Genomic DNA, 17,419 nt, shown 5'->3' with positions numbered 1-17,419 from the left:
AAATTACTGGACTATTTCCTCCAAATCAATCGATAAATAAGAATATTTGTGTAAATTGCTGTAATCACTTTAATCTATATCATATGCTCAATATACTCAGTACCAAGAACAGTATCGCGAATCAATATATTGCAGAATTACGTGATGCCAATATTCAGAAAGATCGTATGCGCTTCCGTCGTAACTTGGAACGTTTAGGTGAAATTTTCGCTTATGAGATCAGTAAAACACTGACTTATGGCCCTGTAGATATTGAAACACCATTAGGGATTGCCAATACACAAATGCTTCTTGACCAACCCGTCTTAGCAACTATTCTACGGGCCGGACTTCCTTTACATCAAGGGCTTTTGAATGTCTTCGACCGTTCGGATAGTGCATTTATTGCGGCCTATCGCCATACTAAGAAAAGTGGTGAATTTGAAATTCATAAAGAATATGTCAATACTCCCGACCTCGATAATAAAATTGTAATCGTTTCCGACCCGATGCTTGCGACAGGGAAAAGTGCAGTTTTATGTTGTAAAGACCTACTCAGTGATTATGCAATTAGGGAGCTGCATATTGTGGTGGCTATTGCTTCGGAAGAGGGCATCAGACATGTACAAGCTTTCTTACCAAAAGCTTTTATTTGGGTTGGTGCTATTGACAAGGAATTGACCAGCAAAGCTTACATTGTACCTGGATTGGGAGATGCAGGTGATCTAGCTTATGGAAGCAAGCATTAATCTTTATAATTTAATAGTAAAAACTTAACACCTCGCAATACGCTTAACACATTATATATCAGTAAATTTAATCAACAAAATGAAATACGATCTTACAGAAACTAACTTATTCATATATGACTTGGCAAAAATACAATGGCGAAAACATCAAAACATCCATATGGGATGCTGTTGAATCTAATATCGTACGGGAAATAGATCTAGGCAATAAGCTGAAAGTCTATATCGGAACAGACTCCCAAATAAAAAGAGGAACAATTGACTTTGCTACTGTCATTGTTTTCCTCAGAGAACGTCGAGGTGGTTTTATGTTTGTCCATAAAGACAAAAGAACTCACCTTATGGGAATTAAAGAGCGTATGCTACTTGAAGTCCAAAAATCCATAGAAGTAGCTTATGCGCTCTGTCCACTCTTAGAGCAATATCAAGTCGACCTAGAAGTTCATGCCGACATCAATACCAATCCTAATTTTCAATCTAACATCGCATTAAAAGAAGCCATGGGTTATATCATGGGGATGGGATTTGTATTTAAGGCAAAACCAGAATCATTTGCCAGTACGACATGTGCCAATAAACAGGTCCAATAATAGGCGATGAATGGGACTTTATGCAGAGTTCCCTTATTCGGAATACCCATGCAGCAATAGGAGAATTTGATGATGCAAAATCCACGTAGTGATCGACACGACCTATTCAGGGATTTACGGTATAGCTATATTTCATATCAGCAAAGCAATAAGAGGAGTATGGACAAATAAAATCCTACTGCTAGCGCTGATACCGAATGTCAACGGTGGGTAGTATCGCTAAATTTGTATCTTTATTTGCGAAAACAAGAAAGATATGCCAGCACTTATTCAGCAAATCGTACAACAATTTGCTCAAACCTCCATGCTCGAATGGATAGGTACCATTACGGGTTTCCTATGTGTTTATCTGGCGGCCAAACAACATATCCTCAATTGGCCCATCAGCGCCATCAGTGTGCTCACTTATGGTTATATCTTCTATCACAGCAAACTTTATGGGGATGCTGTATTGCAACTCTATTTCTTAGGAACTGCGCTCTACGGCTGGTATTATTGGTCAAAAAACAAGGCCGATAAAAGTAAACCGATCGTCTCTTTTAATAATCGTGAAATGGGTTTGACTGTTCTTATTATTATCATCCTCACGGCCATACTCGGTACATTTCTCCAAAGAATGACAGATTCCGACGTACCTTATATCGATGGTTTTTGCACAGCAGTAAGCTTTGTAGCACAATTTCTAATGACTCGTAAAATAGTGCAAAATTGGCTATTATGGATCTTTGTGGACATCTGCTACATTCCCTTATATTTTCACAAAGGTTTATTGCTTACCGCCCTATTATACTTAGCTTTTGCATGGATTGCATGGCATGGCTATAGAGATTGGAAAGCCACTTATCGTAATTTTATGTAACAATGTCCGACCAAGATGCCTAACTTTATACGCACAAATGAGTACATCAAATCCAGACTTAATCAAAATCGCAGTTGTCGGACCTGAATCAACAGGAAAATCAACTATTGCACAGGCTATAGCACGACATTTTAATACGGTGTGTGTTCCGGAATTTGCACGCGCCTATTGTAAAAATTTACATAATGAATATACCTTGCAAGATGAGGTCAACATGTATTATGGGCAGATCGCACTTGAAGACACTTTAATCCCACTTGCTAATCATGTATTGATATGTGACACAACTATTTTGACGGTCAAAATATGGTGTGATCATCTATTTGGAGATACTCCAAAAGAAGTAAAGGACGAAATACAGCAACGTCCTTATGACCTCTACCTCCTCATGGATATCGATTTGCCTTGGGAAGAAGACCCTTTGCGCGATTTCCCCGAACAAAGAGAACACTTTATGGAAGTTTGGAAACAGGAATTAGATCGCTTGCAAGCACCATATACCATTATTTCAGGATTGGGCAATGCCCGTTTTGAAAATGCGGTAAAGGCAGCTAAAGCTTGTATGGGCATCCAATAAATAGCTCAAAAAAAGGCGCTATCATTGTATGATAGCGCCTTTTTTATGTAATCTGAGTAGCTACTAGTAACGGTAAGCATCTGCTTTAAATGGACCATCAACCGTAACTCCAATATAAGAAGCTTGGTCTTCAGTCAACACATCCAGTTCAACACCGATATGTGCTAAATGCAAACGTGCCACCTTCTCATCCAAATATTTTGGAAGTGTATACACTTGATTTTCATAAGCACCAGTATTCGTCCACAATTCCAATTGCGCTAACGTTTGGTTAGTAAATGAATTAGACATCACAAATGAAGGGTGTCCCGTAGCACAACCTAAATTCACTAATCTTCCTTCCGCTAATAAAATGATATCTACACCATCAATCGTGTACTTATCTACCTGAGGTTTGATTTCAATTTTTGTATCACCGTAGTTGTCATTTAACCAGGCAACATCGATTTCATTATCGAAGTGACCAATATTACAAACAACGGCTTTATCTTTCATTGTTTTGAAATGCTCAGCACGAACTATGTCTTTATTACCTGTAGTCGTAACGATGATATTAGCTTCTTTTACAGCATCAGCAAATTTCCTCACTTCAAATCCTTCCATAGCCGCTTGTAAGGCACAGATAGGATCAATTTCAGTTACGATAACACGTACACCAGCAGAACGTAAGGACTCAGCAGAACCTTTACCAACATCACCGTAACCTGCTACAACAGCAACTTTACCAGCCAACATCAAATCTGTTGCACGACGGATAGCGTCTACTAATGACTCGCGACAACCGTATTTATTATCAAACTTAGATTTTGTAACCGAATCATTTACGTTGATAGCAGGCAAATGTAATGTACCATTCTTCATACGTTCATACAAACGGTGAACACCTGTCGTCGTTTCTTCAGATAAACCCTTGATCCCATCAATCAATTCCGGATATTTATCAAACACCATATTGGTCAAGTCACCACCATCATCCAAGATTAAGTTCAAGGGTTGACGTTCCTCACCAAAAAATAAGGTTTGCTCGATGCACCAGTTAAATTCTTCTTCAGTCATACCTTTCCAAGCATATACAGGAATACCAGCAGCGGCAATCGCAGCAGCAGCATGATCTTGTGTAGAAAAGATATTACATGATGACCATGTAACATCAGCACCCAATTCTACCAAAGTTTCAATGAGAACTGCTGTTTGGATAGTCATATGCAGGCAACCCGCAATACGCGCACCTTTTAAAGGTTTTGCGGCACCAAACTCAGCACGAAGGCTCATTAAACCCGGCATTTCAGCTTCCGCTAATTCTATTTCTTTACGACCCCATTCAGCAAGGCTGATATCCCTCACTTTGTATGGTACGTATGTACTTGCTACTGATGACATATTATTCTTCTTTTTAGATTTAAAATTTATTAAACAAAAATACCATTCAATACCTTTAAATCAAAACGTTGAATTTGAAAGCTGCTAAATTCTGACATTGTTTTGAGACTAATGTCTTGACTTACCTCTAAACAAGCGTTATATTTGTACTATTAAATTTAAAAAAAGAACATTATGTATCCAGAATATTTAGTAGAACCAATGCGTAAAGAGCTTACAGATGTAGGTTTCGAAGAATTAAAAACTGCAGAACAAGTTGATGCGGCTATCGCTACTGAAGGCACTGTATTTGTCGTTGTAAACTCAGTATGTGGTTGTGCAGCAGCAAATGCGCGTCCTGCAGCTAAAGCAGCAGTGAAAAATGAAAAACATCCTACTAAATTTGTAACTGTTTTTGCAGGTATGGAAAAAGAGGCTGTTGATAAAGCAAGAAACTATATGTTGCCTTATCCTCCATCTTCTCCAGCAATGGCATTATTCAAAGATGGCAAATTAGTACACATGATAGAAAGACATATGATTGAGGGTCGCTCTGCACAAATGATTGCTGATAATTTAGCTGCAGCATTTGACGAGTACTGCTAATCATTTATTTTGATTTTTGAAAAAGAAAAAGGCTGTTCGATATATTCGAATAGCCTTTTTTGATGGTTTAATAGCCCCCCTCTTTTACCGAAAGGGATAAATCCTATACACATGTTACCTTAAACACATGCAGCTAATGCTGCCATTTTTTTAAAATAATTCAAGGTATCCATAACCCAAAATTTCTAAGTGTAAAACCATAATCAGGAATTCAAACTAAATGCCAAAAAAAACTGGACTACAACACATTAACACATCTTTAACGATACGAATAGTCATAGAAAAAGAAAAAAAAAGGTTTTACCTAATGTGCGTAAAACCTTTCTCCCATATGATGTTGTTTTTCTAGCTATTTACCTGATGGTTTAGCTTTAGGTACTATTTTTTTTACTTTTCGATCTATTGCTTTTTTTTCTGTGGAATCCTTCACTACTACCGGCGCAGATTTAAGTGGTATTGCCGGCTTTACCTTTGTTTCAGTTTGTTTAACAACCTTCTCAGGATGCTTTTGCTGAGCAGAGACCGATGCTGCACCGGACAATGTTACTATAGCAACTAAGGTTGCAACTAATGTCGTATATTTCATGGTATCTATAATTGAATGTGATTTATATCATCTGATTAAAATCGCTCAAACAAAGTGCCACAAAAACAGATATTAATAATGTAATTAACTTATTTTCAATACATTGATATTGAATAAACATTATTATTGAATCATAATAATAATACCATGATATCCTTGTAGAATTTTATGTTTAATATGGATTGGAAGCTAAAACTGTATACTTAAGCGCGCACAATTTCGCCAGATATCCATTTATTACTACACATTAATCCTCATTTATATCCGCTGATAGATTATCCTTCTTTAGTTTCCTCACTTTTAGAGACAATAAAACAAATGAAAGGATCAAGCAAATGACACTAGTCACCGCTAGAGCAATTATGGATGACCTAACATTGGCAACGGTCCCATGTTCAATCACAAGAACTCTAAAAATTTCCAAATAATGTGTCAAAGGAATCAATTTAGATATATGGACGACCCAATCAGGCATCTGACTCAGCGGCCATGTAAATCCACTCAATATAAAACTAGGGGTAGCGATAACCATCAATATTTCCGTTGCTTTAAGTTGACTCGGAATAAGGATACTTACAAGTATCCCGATAAAACTAACCGCAAGGAGAAACAAGAGCGATCCCAGCAAAAATGGACCCATGTGCACTTCCAATGGCATCCTATAAAATATTGAAAATCCGTAATAAAGAATATAAATTCCAACAGACATGATCAGGTAGGGTGCTATTTTAACAAAAATCAATAGCAATACATTAGAAGATTTAGACACCAAATTTGCAAAAGTACCTTTTTCAAATTCCGAAGCGAAACTTAAGGCCAACGCTAACATCATCACCTGCTGAAGCACAGTCAGCAATACACCAGGAAGCATAAAGTATAAATAGTTGCCACTTTTGATATTCTGGCGTATGATAGTTGTCTTAAACGGTTCATACTGTTGTGTCGCGATATATTCCGGCACGCCTTTTTTCTGTTGTGCTTTTATTTGAATCCCGGCCTTTAAAGTGGCTGCACAGACATTGGCCGCCATACTTGCATAATTGGACGTCAACGTATTGGATGCATTAACAAAGAAAGTCAATTCCGTAGGACGGTTATAATTAACATCAGCATCAAAATTCTTGGGAATCTGAACAACAACAGTCGCCTCTTTATTCAATGCTTCCTGTTTTGCATTGAAAGCATCCGGCAATATCGCCGCGACATATATGACCTCACTTTCATTAAACATGGTTATCAATTGTTGACTAAGTGGACTTCTATCTTCATCTACAACGATGATAGGCAAATCAGTCACTTTCCCTTTTTGATAAACGGCGCCAACCAAAACACCATATAAAACCGGTGCCCCTAAAAAAAGCATTAACAAAACTTTGTTTTGAAAAAAAAGCTGAAATTCCCGCTTCAATAAGGATAAGAATGTACGCATAATACTTATTTACTAGTGTCGAGATGAAGGATAAATGTTGCTTTTGTTAGAAGTGTTCGAGCATCATCCAACTGAACTGCTTTCAATTTCACTTCAAACAAGGATTCTTGTTGCTCAAAATCAGGATAGGCTGTAGCAATATTGGCATAAGAATTTAAGGCTTTGATAGAGACCACTTCCGCTTCTATTTGTTTATCTTTTAAATAAGGAAACAAAAGTTCTTGTTTACTACCCACCGTTAGGTTTTGCAATTGTCTTTCAGGAATCGTCACCCTAAAATAGGTCCCATCCACCAAGTAGCCCGAAAGCAAACTATAACCTGCCAAAGCAAGTTCCCCTACTTTCAAATTGATCGTTTCAATAGTCATATTCTGAGGAGCTAAGATAAAACGTTCTTTCGTCGCTACATCGACCTCAGAGACAGCACCAATTGCTCTTTCTTTTTGGCCCAACGCCATTTTTTGCTGTTCTATACGTGAACCATTTTCCGCATCTGCCAACTCGGCCTGAACAGCTAAATATTGATTTTTAGCACCTTGGAACTTCATATAGACTTCGTCATATTTTTGCTGTGCAATCAAAGAATCTTTAATCAAGTTTTCCATCCGTGTCAAAGATTTCTGTGCAAATTCATACTGTTCGCGTAGTCCATCTCGCTTAGCTCTCAATTGTTTCAATTGGTTTTCTGTGGCACCTTTTACAGCCATTTTATATTGGGCCTCAGCAGACTCAAGCGCACCCTTTGCTTGAATAGACTTTGCTTCAACCTCAGGAAATTCTAGAATCATCAAAGTATCACCAGCTTGTACAACATCTCCCTCGCTTACTAATATCTGATGTACTTTTCCAGGAATTTTCGTTGTTACAGCAATTTGATCCCGCTCAATTTTTCCTTCAAAAGAATTTTTGAGAGGAGTATCATGACCACAACTTTGTATTAATGCCGCGACGCCTAGGATATATATAAATTTTCTCATAATTACTTGACTAATGATTGATAAAGACTTCCTTGTGATTTTAATAATTCTAAAACAGCGCTACGTTGTACCAACAATTGATTATAAAAACTCAGCGATTGCTTATACAATTCGTTTTCCGCACTTAATCTTTCCGTGACATCTATTAAACCAGCTTCAAATTGCTTTGCTGCAAGAGCAAGATTATTATTGGCAATTTTAATCTGCTGTTCATGTACTGCCATCTTTTTCATCGACAATTGGTAATCCGAATTTGTTTTGCGTTGCAAAAGCAGTAATTTATCTTTCGTATCATTCCATTTATTCTGATTCATGATCAGATCAAGATTTGCTTTTTTAATATTGTTACGATGTTGATTACCATCAAATACATCCCACTTAGCCCCTACACCTATAGCAAAACCTGGAGCCAGTTGAAAATGATTCGCACTTAGATTTACATCTCCTGTAAGCGGCACATCTTTGAACTTAAATTTGGTATCAAACGCATTGAGATAAAAAGCACTACCAAATGCAAAGATTTGAGGTAATCGAGCACCCTTTTCTTTTTTCAATACATATTCATAAGCGCGCTGAGAAACTCGCCAAAGCTTGCAACTCTTTCCTGTTCTCCACCGGTGGCTGTACAGGATCAACTAAAACCAATTCAAGCGGATAACTAACAAGCTTAAGGCTATCAACGGTCATCTTTGTCAGTTCTTCTAATTTAAAATATAAGAGCTCACCGCTATTTTGAGATTCGGCTTTCTTACTTTCTAATTCCAGCATTGCCAATTTGATCTTATCACGATCATAGGGTATAGCTAAACCATTCTCAATCGCTTTGACAACTTTTTGATGTTCTTTATTCAATCTTTTCTCCGAATCAGCAATCAGGGCATCAACTTCTTTTAATAACATAATTTGATCAAAAGTCTGTACCACTTCTTGAGCAAGACCTTCATACCCCGCTTCGGTCATCAACTGCTGAGCTTTAAACTTTTCATCTAAAGCTCTTTTTCCATTCGTTATCTGTAATCCACTAAAAATTACCTGCGTAGCATTTACTCCTGCAAACCCCACTTGAGATGAGGTATTGAATTTCTGAGCACCTTCAAAAAGATTCAGGCCCAGTATCGGTAATGTTCTTGTTGGGAGATCCAACTCGCCAGTGCTATTTAGATAACCATACATCCCCATCGCAGTCACATGAGGTAATAGTTTTCCGCTAACAGTATTCTTATCTAAAAGCGTCTTCTGATTTTCTAAATAACTATTCTTAATATCGCTATTATTCTTAATTGCCTTTTGGATAGGTTCTTTCAACTGCGAGCTTATTCCTTGCTGCGCAAAGGAATTGCTTTGATGAAAGAATGGCAATAAAAATATCAAGCATGAAATTTTTTTAAATAACATATTCATAACTCTTTTAAGGGTCGATTAGTATCAATATTAACAATACAAATGTGCGTATGTTTTACGTCATAATTTTTAAGATATCTTAAAAAGAGAAGAAATCAAACCACTTGCCCTCTAATAACCGATAATGTTTGTTGGGAAATACCCAAATAAGAGGCAATATGTCCCAAAGAAGCATTCTGTAGGAGTTCTGGTGTTTCTTCTAAAAGTAACTGGTACCGTTCTAATGCGGTCTGGAATTGCGTATTGTAAAAACGATTTGAAAAACTTATCAATGAATCCAATAATGCTTTTTGAATGATTTGATTGACGATAATATCTGTCTTTGCTAATTCAAAAATAGGTTGGAAGGGTATAAAAGAAATTTTACATTTCGTTAGTGCTTGAAACCCGAAGAGCGATGGTTTCTGATAGAAAACACTTTCAATACCTGTGCTAAAGGTATTTGGTCCGAAAAAATAATGGGTGATATCTTTATTATTTTTGTAGTAGAAAATCCGAGTTAGACCAGTCTCTATAAAATAGATATATTTCAGGTAACTATCCGGTTCAAAGATTATATCACCTTTTTGAAATTCTTTTGTTTCAATGATTTGAGAAAATAAGAACGTTAAGTCGTCATCAATTGAATAAAGGCTTTTGAAATGCTCCAATACTGTCATACTTTAAATATGATAATTTTTAATGATATTACATCAAAAAAATGCCCTTAATATGTACATATTAAGGGCATTCCAATCTTTTATATTTATTTGCTATTGCATATCAAAAAGGTGTTTCTCTGCATGGTAAGATGATCTGACCAACGGGCCTGACTCTACATATTTGAAACCCATTTTCAAACCAATTTCTTTATACTTATCAAATTGAGCTGGGGTTACCCACTCTATAACGGGATGATGTGCTTTAGTCGGTTGCAAATACTGACCGATGGTCAAAATATCAACACCAACATCAAAAAGATCTTGCATCGTCTCGATAACATCCTGTTCAGTTTCACCAAAACCTAACATAATACCCGATTTAGTACGTAAACCAGCCTCAGAAATACGACGAAGACATTCTAATGAACGGTCATATTTTGCTTGGATACGAACTTCTCGAGTCAAACGGCGAACTGTTTCAATATTATGTGAAACAACCTCCGGGCGAACAGCCAATACGCGATCAAGATTCTCCCATTGTCCTTTAAAATCAGGAATCAATGTTTCCAACGTTGTTGTAGGACTTTCTTGACGGATAGCATTGATTGTTTCAGCCCAAATGATAGAACCACCATCTTTCAGGTCATCACGATCCACCGAAGTGATCACACAATGTTTCACTTGCATTAATTTAACCGAATTTGCAACTCGTGCAGGCTCATCTAACTCAACAGCTTTCGGTCGTCCTGTTGATACAGCACAAAACGAACAAGAACGTGTGCAAATATTACCTAAAATCATGAAAGTAGCCGTTCCTGCACCCCAACACTCACCCATGTTCGGACAGTTTCCACTTTCGCAAATAGTATGAAGCTTATGCTCATCTACTAATCCTCTGACATGTCTATATTCTTTACCAACTGGCAATTTTACACGCAACCAATCTGGCTTACGCTGTGTTTGTGTAGCAGGAATAACTGGAAGTTCAATCATAAGGCAAAGTTAATGATTATAAATGTAATTTTTAATCGACATTTTGTAGGAATACTATCATAATATCTGCAGACCCAACAAGCCATTTATGTTAAACGTATCGTTTTTTTTATGATATTTGTAGTTACATCATATTTAATACCAATTCATATGCGATTTAGCCATTCAATAACTTTGGTACTTTTAGCGGGAATGATACCCCTAAATATATTTGCTCAACAAAATTTTGACTTAATACCGAAACCAGCCAGCCTTACGCTCGCTATTGGTACCTACCACATACCTGCTGCCCCAAAGATCTACGTTTCACAAGATTTTTTAGCTGCTAGTCAGTTACTAACGGAGCACCCTGCGATTGAATCGGTCACTACTGAAATCGTAAAAAAAATCAAAAGAGCACCAAAAGAAGGTATTCGGATTTTAAAAGCCGAAGACACCGATAAATTGGATAAAGCTGCATATCGTATCGCTATCAATGAAAAGGGAATCCTTATTCTTGCGCATGAGGTGGCGCCAGTGATCAATGCCATCTATTCGCTAGTCCAATTAGGCTATCTACAAGATGATCCATCCCAAATCGCTGCTGTTGATATAGAAGACCAACCAAGCTTTTCCTATAGAGGTTTACATTTAGACCCTTCACGTCATTTTATTCCGTTTCCCATTATGAAGAAATTTGTGGATATCATGGCCATCTACAAATTTAACAATTTGCATTGGCACCTTACCGATGGAGCCGGATGGAGGTTAGAAATCAATCAGTATCCAGAATTGACGGCAAAAGCTGCGTGGCGTACACATGTCAAATGGAAAGATTGGTGGAACAATGGCCGTCAATATGTTGATGCCGGCACTCCAAATGCAAGCGGTGGTTTCTACACGCAACAACAAGCACGAGAATTGGTCGAATATGCAGCAGCAAAAGGAATCAATATCATTCCAGAAATAGAAATGCCCGGTCACTCCGAGGAAGTTCTTGCCGTTTACCCAGAATTGTCCTGCTCAGGACTACCATATACACAATCAGAATTATGTATCGGCAATGAAAAAACCTATACCTTCTTAAAAAATGTATTGGATGAAGTGATTGCTATTTTTCCCTCGCCTTACATCCATATTGGGGGTGATGAAGCTGACAAGAAACATTGGAAAAATTGTCCAAAGTGTCAAGCTTTAAAAGCAAAAGAAGGACTAAAATCTGAAGAAGAACTACAAAGTTATCTCATCAAACAAATCGATGAGTATGTACAATCAAAAGGGCGCAAGATCATAGGCTGGGACGAGATATTGGAGGGGGGATTAACGAAAGGTGCAACGGTCATGAGTTGGAGAGGCGAATCAGGGGGCATTAAGTCCGCTAACGCAGGTCACGATGTGATTATGACACCTGGCTCTCACCTTTATTTTGACTCCTACCAGACGGACCCTAGGACGCAACCGGAAACGATAGGTGGTTACCTACCCATCAGCAAGGTTTATGAATACAACCCCATCCCGGCTGATATCGAAAAAGATAAAGCCAAGCATGTATTAGGTGCTCAAGCGAATCTATGGGCAGAGTATATGCCCAACTACCAACAACTGGAGTATATGGCTTTTCCAAGAGCTTTAGCTTTAGCAGAAGTGGTATGGACAAAAACAGAATTGAAAAATTGGCCGAATTTCCATAAAAGACTACAGTCACATTATAAAATTTTGCAACATTTTGATATCAATTATTATCGTCCTTCTTACAATGTAAAAGCTAACGTAGATTTTGACGAAGCGAAAAATACAAATATAGTTACGCTAAGCACGGAACAGCTACATGCAAGCGATATCCGCTATACCATCGATGGATCAAAACCAACTTATCAATCCACCCCTTATAACAACTCCTTTGATCTCGCTACTCCAACGATTGTCAAGGCAGCATATTTCTTAGATTCTATCCAGGTAGGGCCTACTGAGACCATCCAACTGGATGTACATAAAGCCATAGGAAAAACGGTTACTTATAATAACAAGTGGGATGATGGATATCCAGCACAGAAAGAGTTGACATTGACCAATGGTGTCAAAGGTGGATTAACCTATCAAGATGGACAATGGCAAGGTTTTTTAAAGGATCTCGATGTTGTCGTTGACTTGGAGCGTCGCGAAGAAATCAATAGCGTGGCAATGAACTTCATGCAAATTACAGGTCCCGGTGTATATATGCCCGGAGAGTTTAAGGTTTTATTATCCGAGAATGGCCGTACATTCAGAGAAGTTGGCATTGTGCAAAACGATATATCAGACCAAGATCCTACTTTAACGTTTAAACGTTTTGAACTCAAATTGACAAAAGCACAGCAAGCAAGATATGTTCGCGTAATTGCTACAAACCCTAAAAGAGGATTTTTATTTGCAGACGAACTTATCGTCTATTAATAGCATCAATATAGCAAGAGAAGCGGCGTTTAAACAGATACCGCTTCTCTTATTTTTAGAGCGATATCATCCCTAAATGATTTATCTGAAAATAAATAGCGGAAAATCAAATAAAATGATGTAATTTTGCACTCCGACAAAGCGGTCGGAATATACCCTTCTCGAAGCGCATTTTTGATTGTCTTTGTTCATACTTTGAAATTTTATTTTTTGAACTAGATATAATGCCAAGAAACACCTCCATTAAATCGGTTTTAATCATTGGATCAGGTCCAATCGTCATTGGACAAGCCTGTGAATTTGATTATTCGGGATCTCAAGCAGCCCTTTCTTTAAAAGAAGAAGGCATTGAAGTTTCCATCATCAACTCGAACCCTGCAACGATTATGACTGATAAAGTCATTGCAGACCACGTTTATTTACTTCCTTTAACGGTAGAAAGTATTGAAGACATTCTTAAAGAAAATAATGTTGACGCCGTGTTGCCTACCATGGGTGGCCAAACAGCGTTAAACTTATGTATCGAAGCTTCAAACATCGGGTTATGGGAAAAATATGACGTTAAGGTTATCGGTGTTGATGTTGCTGCAATTGAAAAAACAGAAAACCGTGAAGAGTTCCGTCAATTAATGATCGATATCGGTGTAGGTGTAGCACCTTCGAAAATCGCCAACTCTTTCTTAGAAGGTAAAGAAGCTGCTCAAGAAATTGGGTATCCATTGGTTATCCGTCCTAGCTACACGCTAGCAGGTACCGGAGGTGGATTCGTACACTCGAAAGATGAGTTTGACGCAGCACTAAGCAGAGGCTTAAGCGCTTCTCCTACTCACGAAGTTTTAGTTGAGAAGGCCGTTTTAGGTTGGAAAGAATTCGAATTAGAGTTGTTACGTGATACCAATGATAACGTCATCATCATTTGTACAATCGAGAACTTTGACCCGATGGGTATCCACACGGGTGACTCTATCACAGTTGCTCCAGGGATGACTTTATCCGATAAGTGCTACCAAGACATGCGTAATCAAGCAATCTTGATGATGCGCTCAATTGGTAACTTTGCAGGTGGTTGTAACGTACAATTCTCTGTTAATCCGGATAACGAAGACATTATCGCTATTGAGATCAATCCACGTGTATCCCGTTCTTCAGCGCTAGCCTCTAAAGCGACTGGTTACCCGATTGCAAAAATTGCTGCTAAATTAGCAATTGGTTACAATCTGGATGAATTACAAAACCAAATCACGAAAACAACTTCAGCTTACTTCGAGCCAACTTTAGATTATGTAATCGTTAAAGTACCTCGTTTTAACTTTGATAAATTCAAAGGAGCAAATACGGAATTAGGCTTACAAATGAAAGCAGTAGGTGAGGTAATGGCAATCGGCCGTACGTTTATCGAAGCACTTCAGAAAGCTTGTCAATCATTAGAAACAAACCGTGCTGGTTTAGGTGCCGATGGTCGTCAATTACGCGATCTAGAAGAAATCATGTATAGTCTAGAGCATCCAAGTGGTGACCGTCTATTCCATATAAAAGATGCTTTCGAATTAGGAGTTCCTTTGGAATCAATCCGCAAAGCAACACGCATCGATAAATGGTACTTAGTACAAATTCAAGAATTAGTAGCTTTAGAAACAGAACTTCGTCGTTACCAATTAAATAATATCCCTAAAGATTTCTTCATGACCTTGAAACAAAAAGGTTATTCAGATATTCAGATCTCTTGGTTATTAGGAAATGTAACAGAAGATGAAGTATACGACCGTCGTAAAGCGCTAGGCATCAGCCGTGTTTACAAAATGGTTGATACATGTGCTGCGGAATTCCCTGCACAAACTCCTTACTTCTACTCTACGTTTGAGGAAGAAAACGAATCTGTACCATCTGACAAGAAAAAAATCGTCGTATTAGGTTCAGGTCCAAACCGTATCGGTCAAGGTATCGAATTTGATTATTCTTGTGTACACGGTCTATTGGCAGCTAAAGAAGCTGGATTCGAAGCCATCATGGTGAACTGTAACCCTGAAACTGTTTCAACAGATTTCAACATGGCTGATAAATTATACTTTGAGCCTGTATTCTGGGAGCATGTTCGCGAAATCATTGAGTTAGAAAAACCAGTTGGTGTAATCGTTCAATTAGGTGGACAGACAGCTCTTAAAATGGCGGATCAATTAGAAGCATTAGGCGTTAAGATTATCGGAACAGACTTCCAAAATATGGATTTAGCCGAAGATCGTGGTCGTTTCTCAGATCTATTAAAATCATTAGATATTCCATATCCGAGATATGGTGTTGCCGAATCTGCAGAAGAAGCAATCAAAGTTGCGAATGAAGTAGGTTACCCAGTTCTTGTACGTCCGTCATATGTATTAGGAGGTCAAGGAATGAGCATCGTGATCAATGATGATGACTTGGAGAAAGCAGTAGTCAATTTATTGAAAAACCTTCCTGGAAACCGTGTCTTAATTGACCACTTCTTGGATCGTGCTGAAGAGGCTGAATCAGATTCAATCTGTGATGGTGAAGATGTACACATCATTGGTATGATGGAGCACATCGAGCCTGCAGGAATCCATTCAGGTGACTCTTACGCAGTATTACCTCCATTTAGCTTATCACAGTCTGTACAAGACAAAATGGAAGAGTACTCTATTAAATTAGCGAAAGCATTAAACGTAAGCGGTTTATTAAATATACAATTCGCAGTAAAAGGTGAAAATGTATATGTAATCGAAGCTAACCCACGTGCATCACGTACCGTTCCTTTTATCGCTAAAGCATACGATGTACCTTACATCAATATCGCAACAAAAATCATGTTGGGTGTAAACAAATTGAAAGATTTCAAAATCGAGCGCAAGTTGCAAGGTTGGGCAATTAAAGAACCTGTATTCTCGTTCTCTAAATTCCCTGAAGTTGATAAACAATTAGGACCAGAAATGAAATCGACAGGTGAAGCCATCCGTTTCATCAAAGATTTAAATGATCCTTACTTTAGAGATTTAGTTGCTAAAAAATCGATGTTCTTATCGAAATAAGCACAAATCACTTATACAAAAAAAGCCTTCTTATTAATTTAAGAAGGCTTTTTTTGTATTTATAAAATTCTTCGGAATCTATATATCCTTGACGCATCTAAATCCGACATTGTTCGTCGGACTATTAATCTCACCCTTACCCCTGCTCCCTGCTTTATAACGTTCACAATATTGGTCGTTACAGAGAAATGAACCTCCACGTTGTACACGTTTTACAGCACCGGGTTCATCAGGGTCATAAGAGTCCTTCGGACCACTGGGATTATCGGCCGTGCTATTCGCGTAATAATCCGGACGATAATAATCCGCACACCATTCCCAGACATTACCTTCCATATCATACAGACCAATAGCATTGGAAGGAAAAGCTTTAGCTGGTGAAGTACCGATATAACCATCTAACTTCGTATTGAGAAACCGGGAATTCCCCTTGAAAAATATTCGCCAGATAACGGTCATTATCCAACAATTCATTTCCCCAATAATAGGTCATTGGATTTGAAGTTCTGGCGCGTGCGGCATACTCCCATTCTGCCTCTGTCGGTAAACGCTTTCCTGTCCACTTCGCATACGCTTCAGCATCTTGGTAAGCAATATGCACTACTGGAAAGGTCTCCTTGCCCTGAATACTGCTATTTGGCCCTTCAGGATGCCTCCAGTTGGCTCCGACCACATAAGACCACCATTGTAGGTGATTGTTCAAACCTTGAACCTCTTTAGGGGGTGAAAAAATTGCTGAACCTGGTTTCAACATATTGGGATCTACACCTGGAAATTCTTTTGGATCCAAAGGTCTCTCCGCAAGAGTTACATAACCTGTAGCCTGCACAAATTTCTCAAATTGACCATTCGTAACTTCATGTTCATCAATTAAAAAATCTGCTATCTTAACTTCATGAACAGGCTTAGCATCTGCAAAATCATTCGACCCCATCATGAAATAACCACCAGCGACATGTACCATCTTGACCTTATCGATACCAGCACCTTCTACAATATGGTGCGCAGTATCTGAATCCGAAAACCGTGATGGGATATGAGCTGCCATATAACAACGAGAAGAATCTTGGGAGACAAAAAGATCAGCTGTTTGGCCCTTCGGCTCGCTATTGCTAAAGCATGAAAGCAATAAACAAAAAGATGGGGTAAATAAGAATAATTTCGTGTTCATGAGTAGGTGAATATCAAATAAAGATACAATTTATACATTTTTAAACAAG

Annotated in this window: 17 protein-coding genes; 7 read left to right on the top strand and 10 right to left on the bottom strand. The window is 38.1% G+C overall.

Annotation, left to right across the window (positions count from 1 at the left end; genetic code table 11):
* Positions 1 to 83: 83 nt before the first annotated feature.
* The 4 genes from upp (at position 84) to ACFX5U_RS01450 (ending at position 2,754) form a co-directional block, all read left to right on the top strand.
* Entirely contained in the window at positions 84 to 728 is a 645-nt protein-coding gene (gene upp / locus ACFX5U_RS01465) for a uracil phosphoribosyltransferase (RefSeq protein ID WP_038695680.1), read from the top strand.
* Positions 729 to 844: 116 nt separating this feature from the next.
* Positions 845 to 1,318, top strand: coding sequence for a ribonuclease H-like YkuK family protein (locus ACFX5U_RS01460; RefSeq protein ID WP_280570971.1), 474 nt, complete (start codon positions 845 to 847; stop codon positions 1,316 to 1,318).
* A 256-nt stretch (positions 1,319 to 1,574) separates the two neighbouring features.
* The gene (gene pnuC, locus ACFX5U_RS01455; RefSeq protein ID WP_038695676.1) at positions 1,575 to 2,177 is read left to right on the top strand and encodes a nicotinamide riboside transporter PnuC; all 603 of its coding nucleotides are present in this window, start codon (positions 1,575 to 1,577) and stop codon (positions 2,175 to 2,177) included.
* Positions 2,178 to 2,214: 37 nt separating this feature from the next.
* Positions 2,215 to 2,754, top strand: coding sequence for an ATP-binding protein (locus tag ACFX5U_RS01450; protein WP_280570973.1), 540 nt, complete (start codon positions 2,215 to 2,217; stop codon positions 2,752 to 2,754).
* 63 nt (positions 2,755 to 2,817) lie between these two features.
* Here the strand turns inward: ACFX5U_RS01450 and ahcY are convergent, their stop codons facing one another.
* Positions 2,818 to 4,134 carry an adenosylhomocysteinase gene (ahcY, locus tag ACFX5U_RS01445; protein WP_038695672.1) on the bottom strand — a complete coding sequence of 439 codons (1,317 nt, stop codon included), beginning with the start codon at positions 4,132 to 4,134 and terminating at the stop codon, positions 2,818 to 2,820.
* 174 nt (positions 4,135 to 4,308) lie between these two features.
* Between ahcY and ACFX5U_RS01440 the strand changes: the two genes are divergently transcribed.
* Positions 4,309 to 4,719: a BrxA/BrxB family bacilliredoxin gene (locus ACFX5U_RS01440; protein WP_021190642.1), complete on the top strand. Its 411-nt coding sequence runs from the start codon at positions 4,309 to 4,311 to the stop codon at positions 4,717 to 4,719.
* A gap of 349 nt (positions 4,720 to 5,068) precedes the next feature.
* Here ACFX5U_RS01440 and ACFX5U_RS01435 read toward each other — a convergent pair whose 3' ends face one another.
* The 7 genes from ACFX5U_RS01435 to lipA form a co-directional block, all read right to left on the bottom strand.
* Positions 5,069 to 5,305, bottom strand: coding sequence for a hypothetical protein (locus ACFX5U_RS01435; RefSeq protein ID WP_038695669.1), 237 nt, complete (start codon positions 5,303 to 5,305; stop codon positions 5,069 to 5,071).
* Positions 5,306 to 5,552: 247 nt separating this feature from the next.
* Entirely contained in the window at positions 5,553 to 6,668 is a 1,116-nt protein-coding gene (locus ACFX5U_RS01430; RefSeq protein ID WP_400262320.1) for an ABC transporter permease, read from the bottom strand.
* A gap of 71 nt (positions 6,669 to 6,739) precedes the next feature.
* On the bottom strand, positions 6,740 to 7,711 hold the full coding sequence (locus ACFX5U_RS01425; RefSeq protein ID WP_400262319.1) for an HlyD family secretion protein: 972 nt from the start codon (positions 7,709 to 7,711) through the stop codon (positions 6,740 to 6,742).
* A gap of 2 nt (positions 7,712 to 7,713) precedes the next feature.
* Entirely contained in the window at positions 7,714 to 8,265 is a 552-nt protein-coding gene (locus ACFX5U_RS01420; RefSeq protein ID WP_400262318.1) for a TolC family protein, read from the bottom strand.
* A 7-nt stretch (positions 8,266 to 8,272) separates the two neighbouring features.
* On the bottom strand, positions 8,273 to 9,082 hold the full coding sequence (locus tag ACFX5U_RS01415; RefSeq protein ID WP_400262317.1) for a TolC family protein: 810 nt from the start codon (positions 9,080 to 9,082) through the stop codon (positions 8,273 to 8,275).
* Positions 9,083 to 9,207: 125 nt separating this feature from the next.
* On the bottom strand, positions 9,208 to 9,771 hold the full coding sequence (locus tag ACFX5U_RS01410) for a Crp/Fnr family transcriptional regulator (RefSeq protein WP_051959744.1): 564 nt from the start codon (positions 9,769 to 9,771) through the stop codon (positions 9,208 to 9,210).
* Positions 9,772 to 9,864: 93 nt separating this feature from the next.
* Entirely contained in the window at positions 9,865 to 10,746 is an 882-nt protein-coding gene (gene lipA, locus ACFX5U_RS01405; RefSeq protein WP_038695663.1) for a lipoyl synthase, read from the bottom strand.
* Between the two features lie 150 nt (positions 10,747 to 10,896).
* Here lipA and ACFX5U_RS01400 point away from each other — a divergent pair, with 150 nt between their 5' ends.
* Both ACFX5U_RS01400 and carB read left to right on the top strand, forming a co-directional pair.
* Entirely contained in the window at positions 10,897 to 13,158 is a 2,262-nt protein-coding gene (locus tag ACFX5U_RS01400; protein ID WP_038695661.1) for a family 20 glycosylhydrolase, read from the top strand.
* 224 nt (positions 13,159 to 13,382) lie between these two features.
* Positions 13,383 to 16,199 carry a carbamoyl-phosphate synthase large subunit gene (carB, locus tag ACFX5U_RS01395; RefSeq protein WP_038695659.1) on the top strand — a complete coding sequence of 939 codons (2,817 nt, stop codon included), beginning with the start codon at positions 13,383 to 13,385 and terminating at the stop codon, positions 16,197 to 16,199.
* Positions 16,200 to 16,277: 78 nt separating this feature from the next.
* On the opposite strand, the gene ACFX5U_RS01390 is transcribed toward carB, so the two are convergent.
* Positions 16,278 to 16,658 carry a formylglycine-generating enzyme family protein gene (locus tag ACFX5U_RS01390; RefSeq protein WP_400262316.1) on the bottom strand — a complete coding sequence of 127 codons (381 nt, stop codon included), beginning with the start codon at positions 16,656 to 16,658 and terminating at the stop codon, positions 16,278 to 16,280.
* The gene (locus tag ACFX5U_RS01385; protein WP_400262315.1) at positions 16,570 to 17,370 is read right to left on the bottom strand and encodes an SUMF1/EgtB/PvdO family nonheme iron enzyme; all 801 of its coding nucleotides are present in this window, start codon (positions 17,368 to 17,370) and stop codon (positions 16,570 to 16,572) included. Before ACFX5U_RS01385 ends, ACFX5U_RS01390 begins: the two co-directional genes overlap by 89 nt.
* Positions 17,371 to 17,419: the final 49 nt, after the last annotated feature.

It is taken from the genome of Sphingobacterium sp. SG20118 (assembly GCF_044740685.1).
Lineage (GTDB): Bacteria > Bacteroidota > Bacteroidia > Sphingobacteriales > Sphingobacteriaceae > Sphingobacterium.
This window is presented reverse-complemented; position numbering and strand designations above follow the sequence as displayed.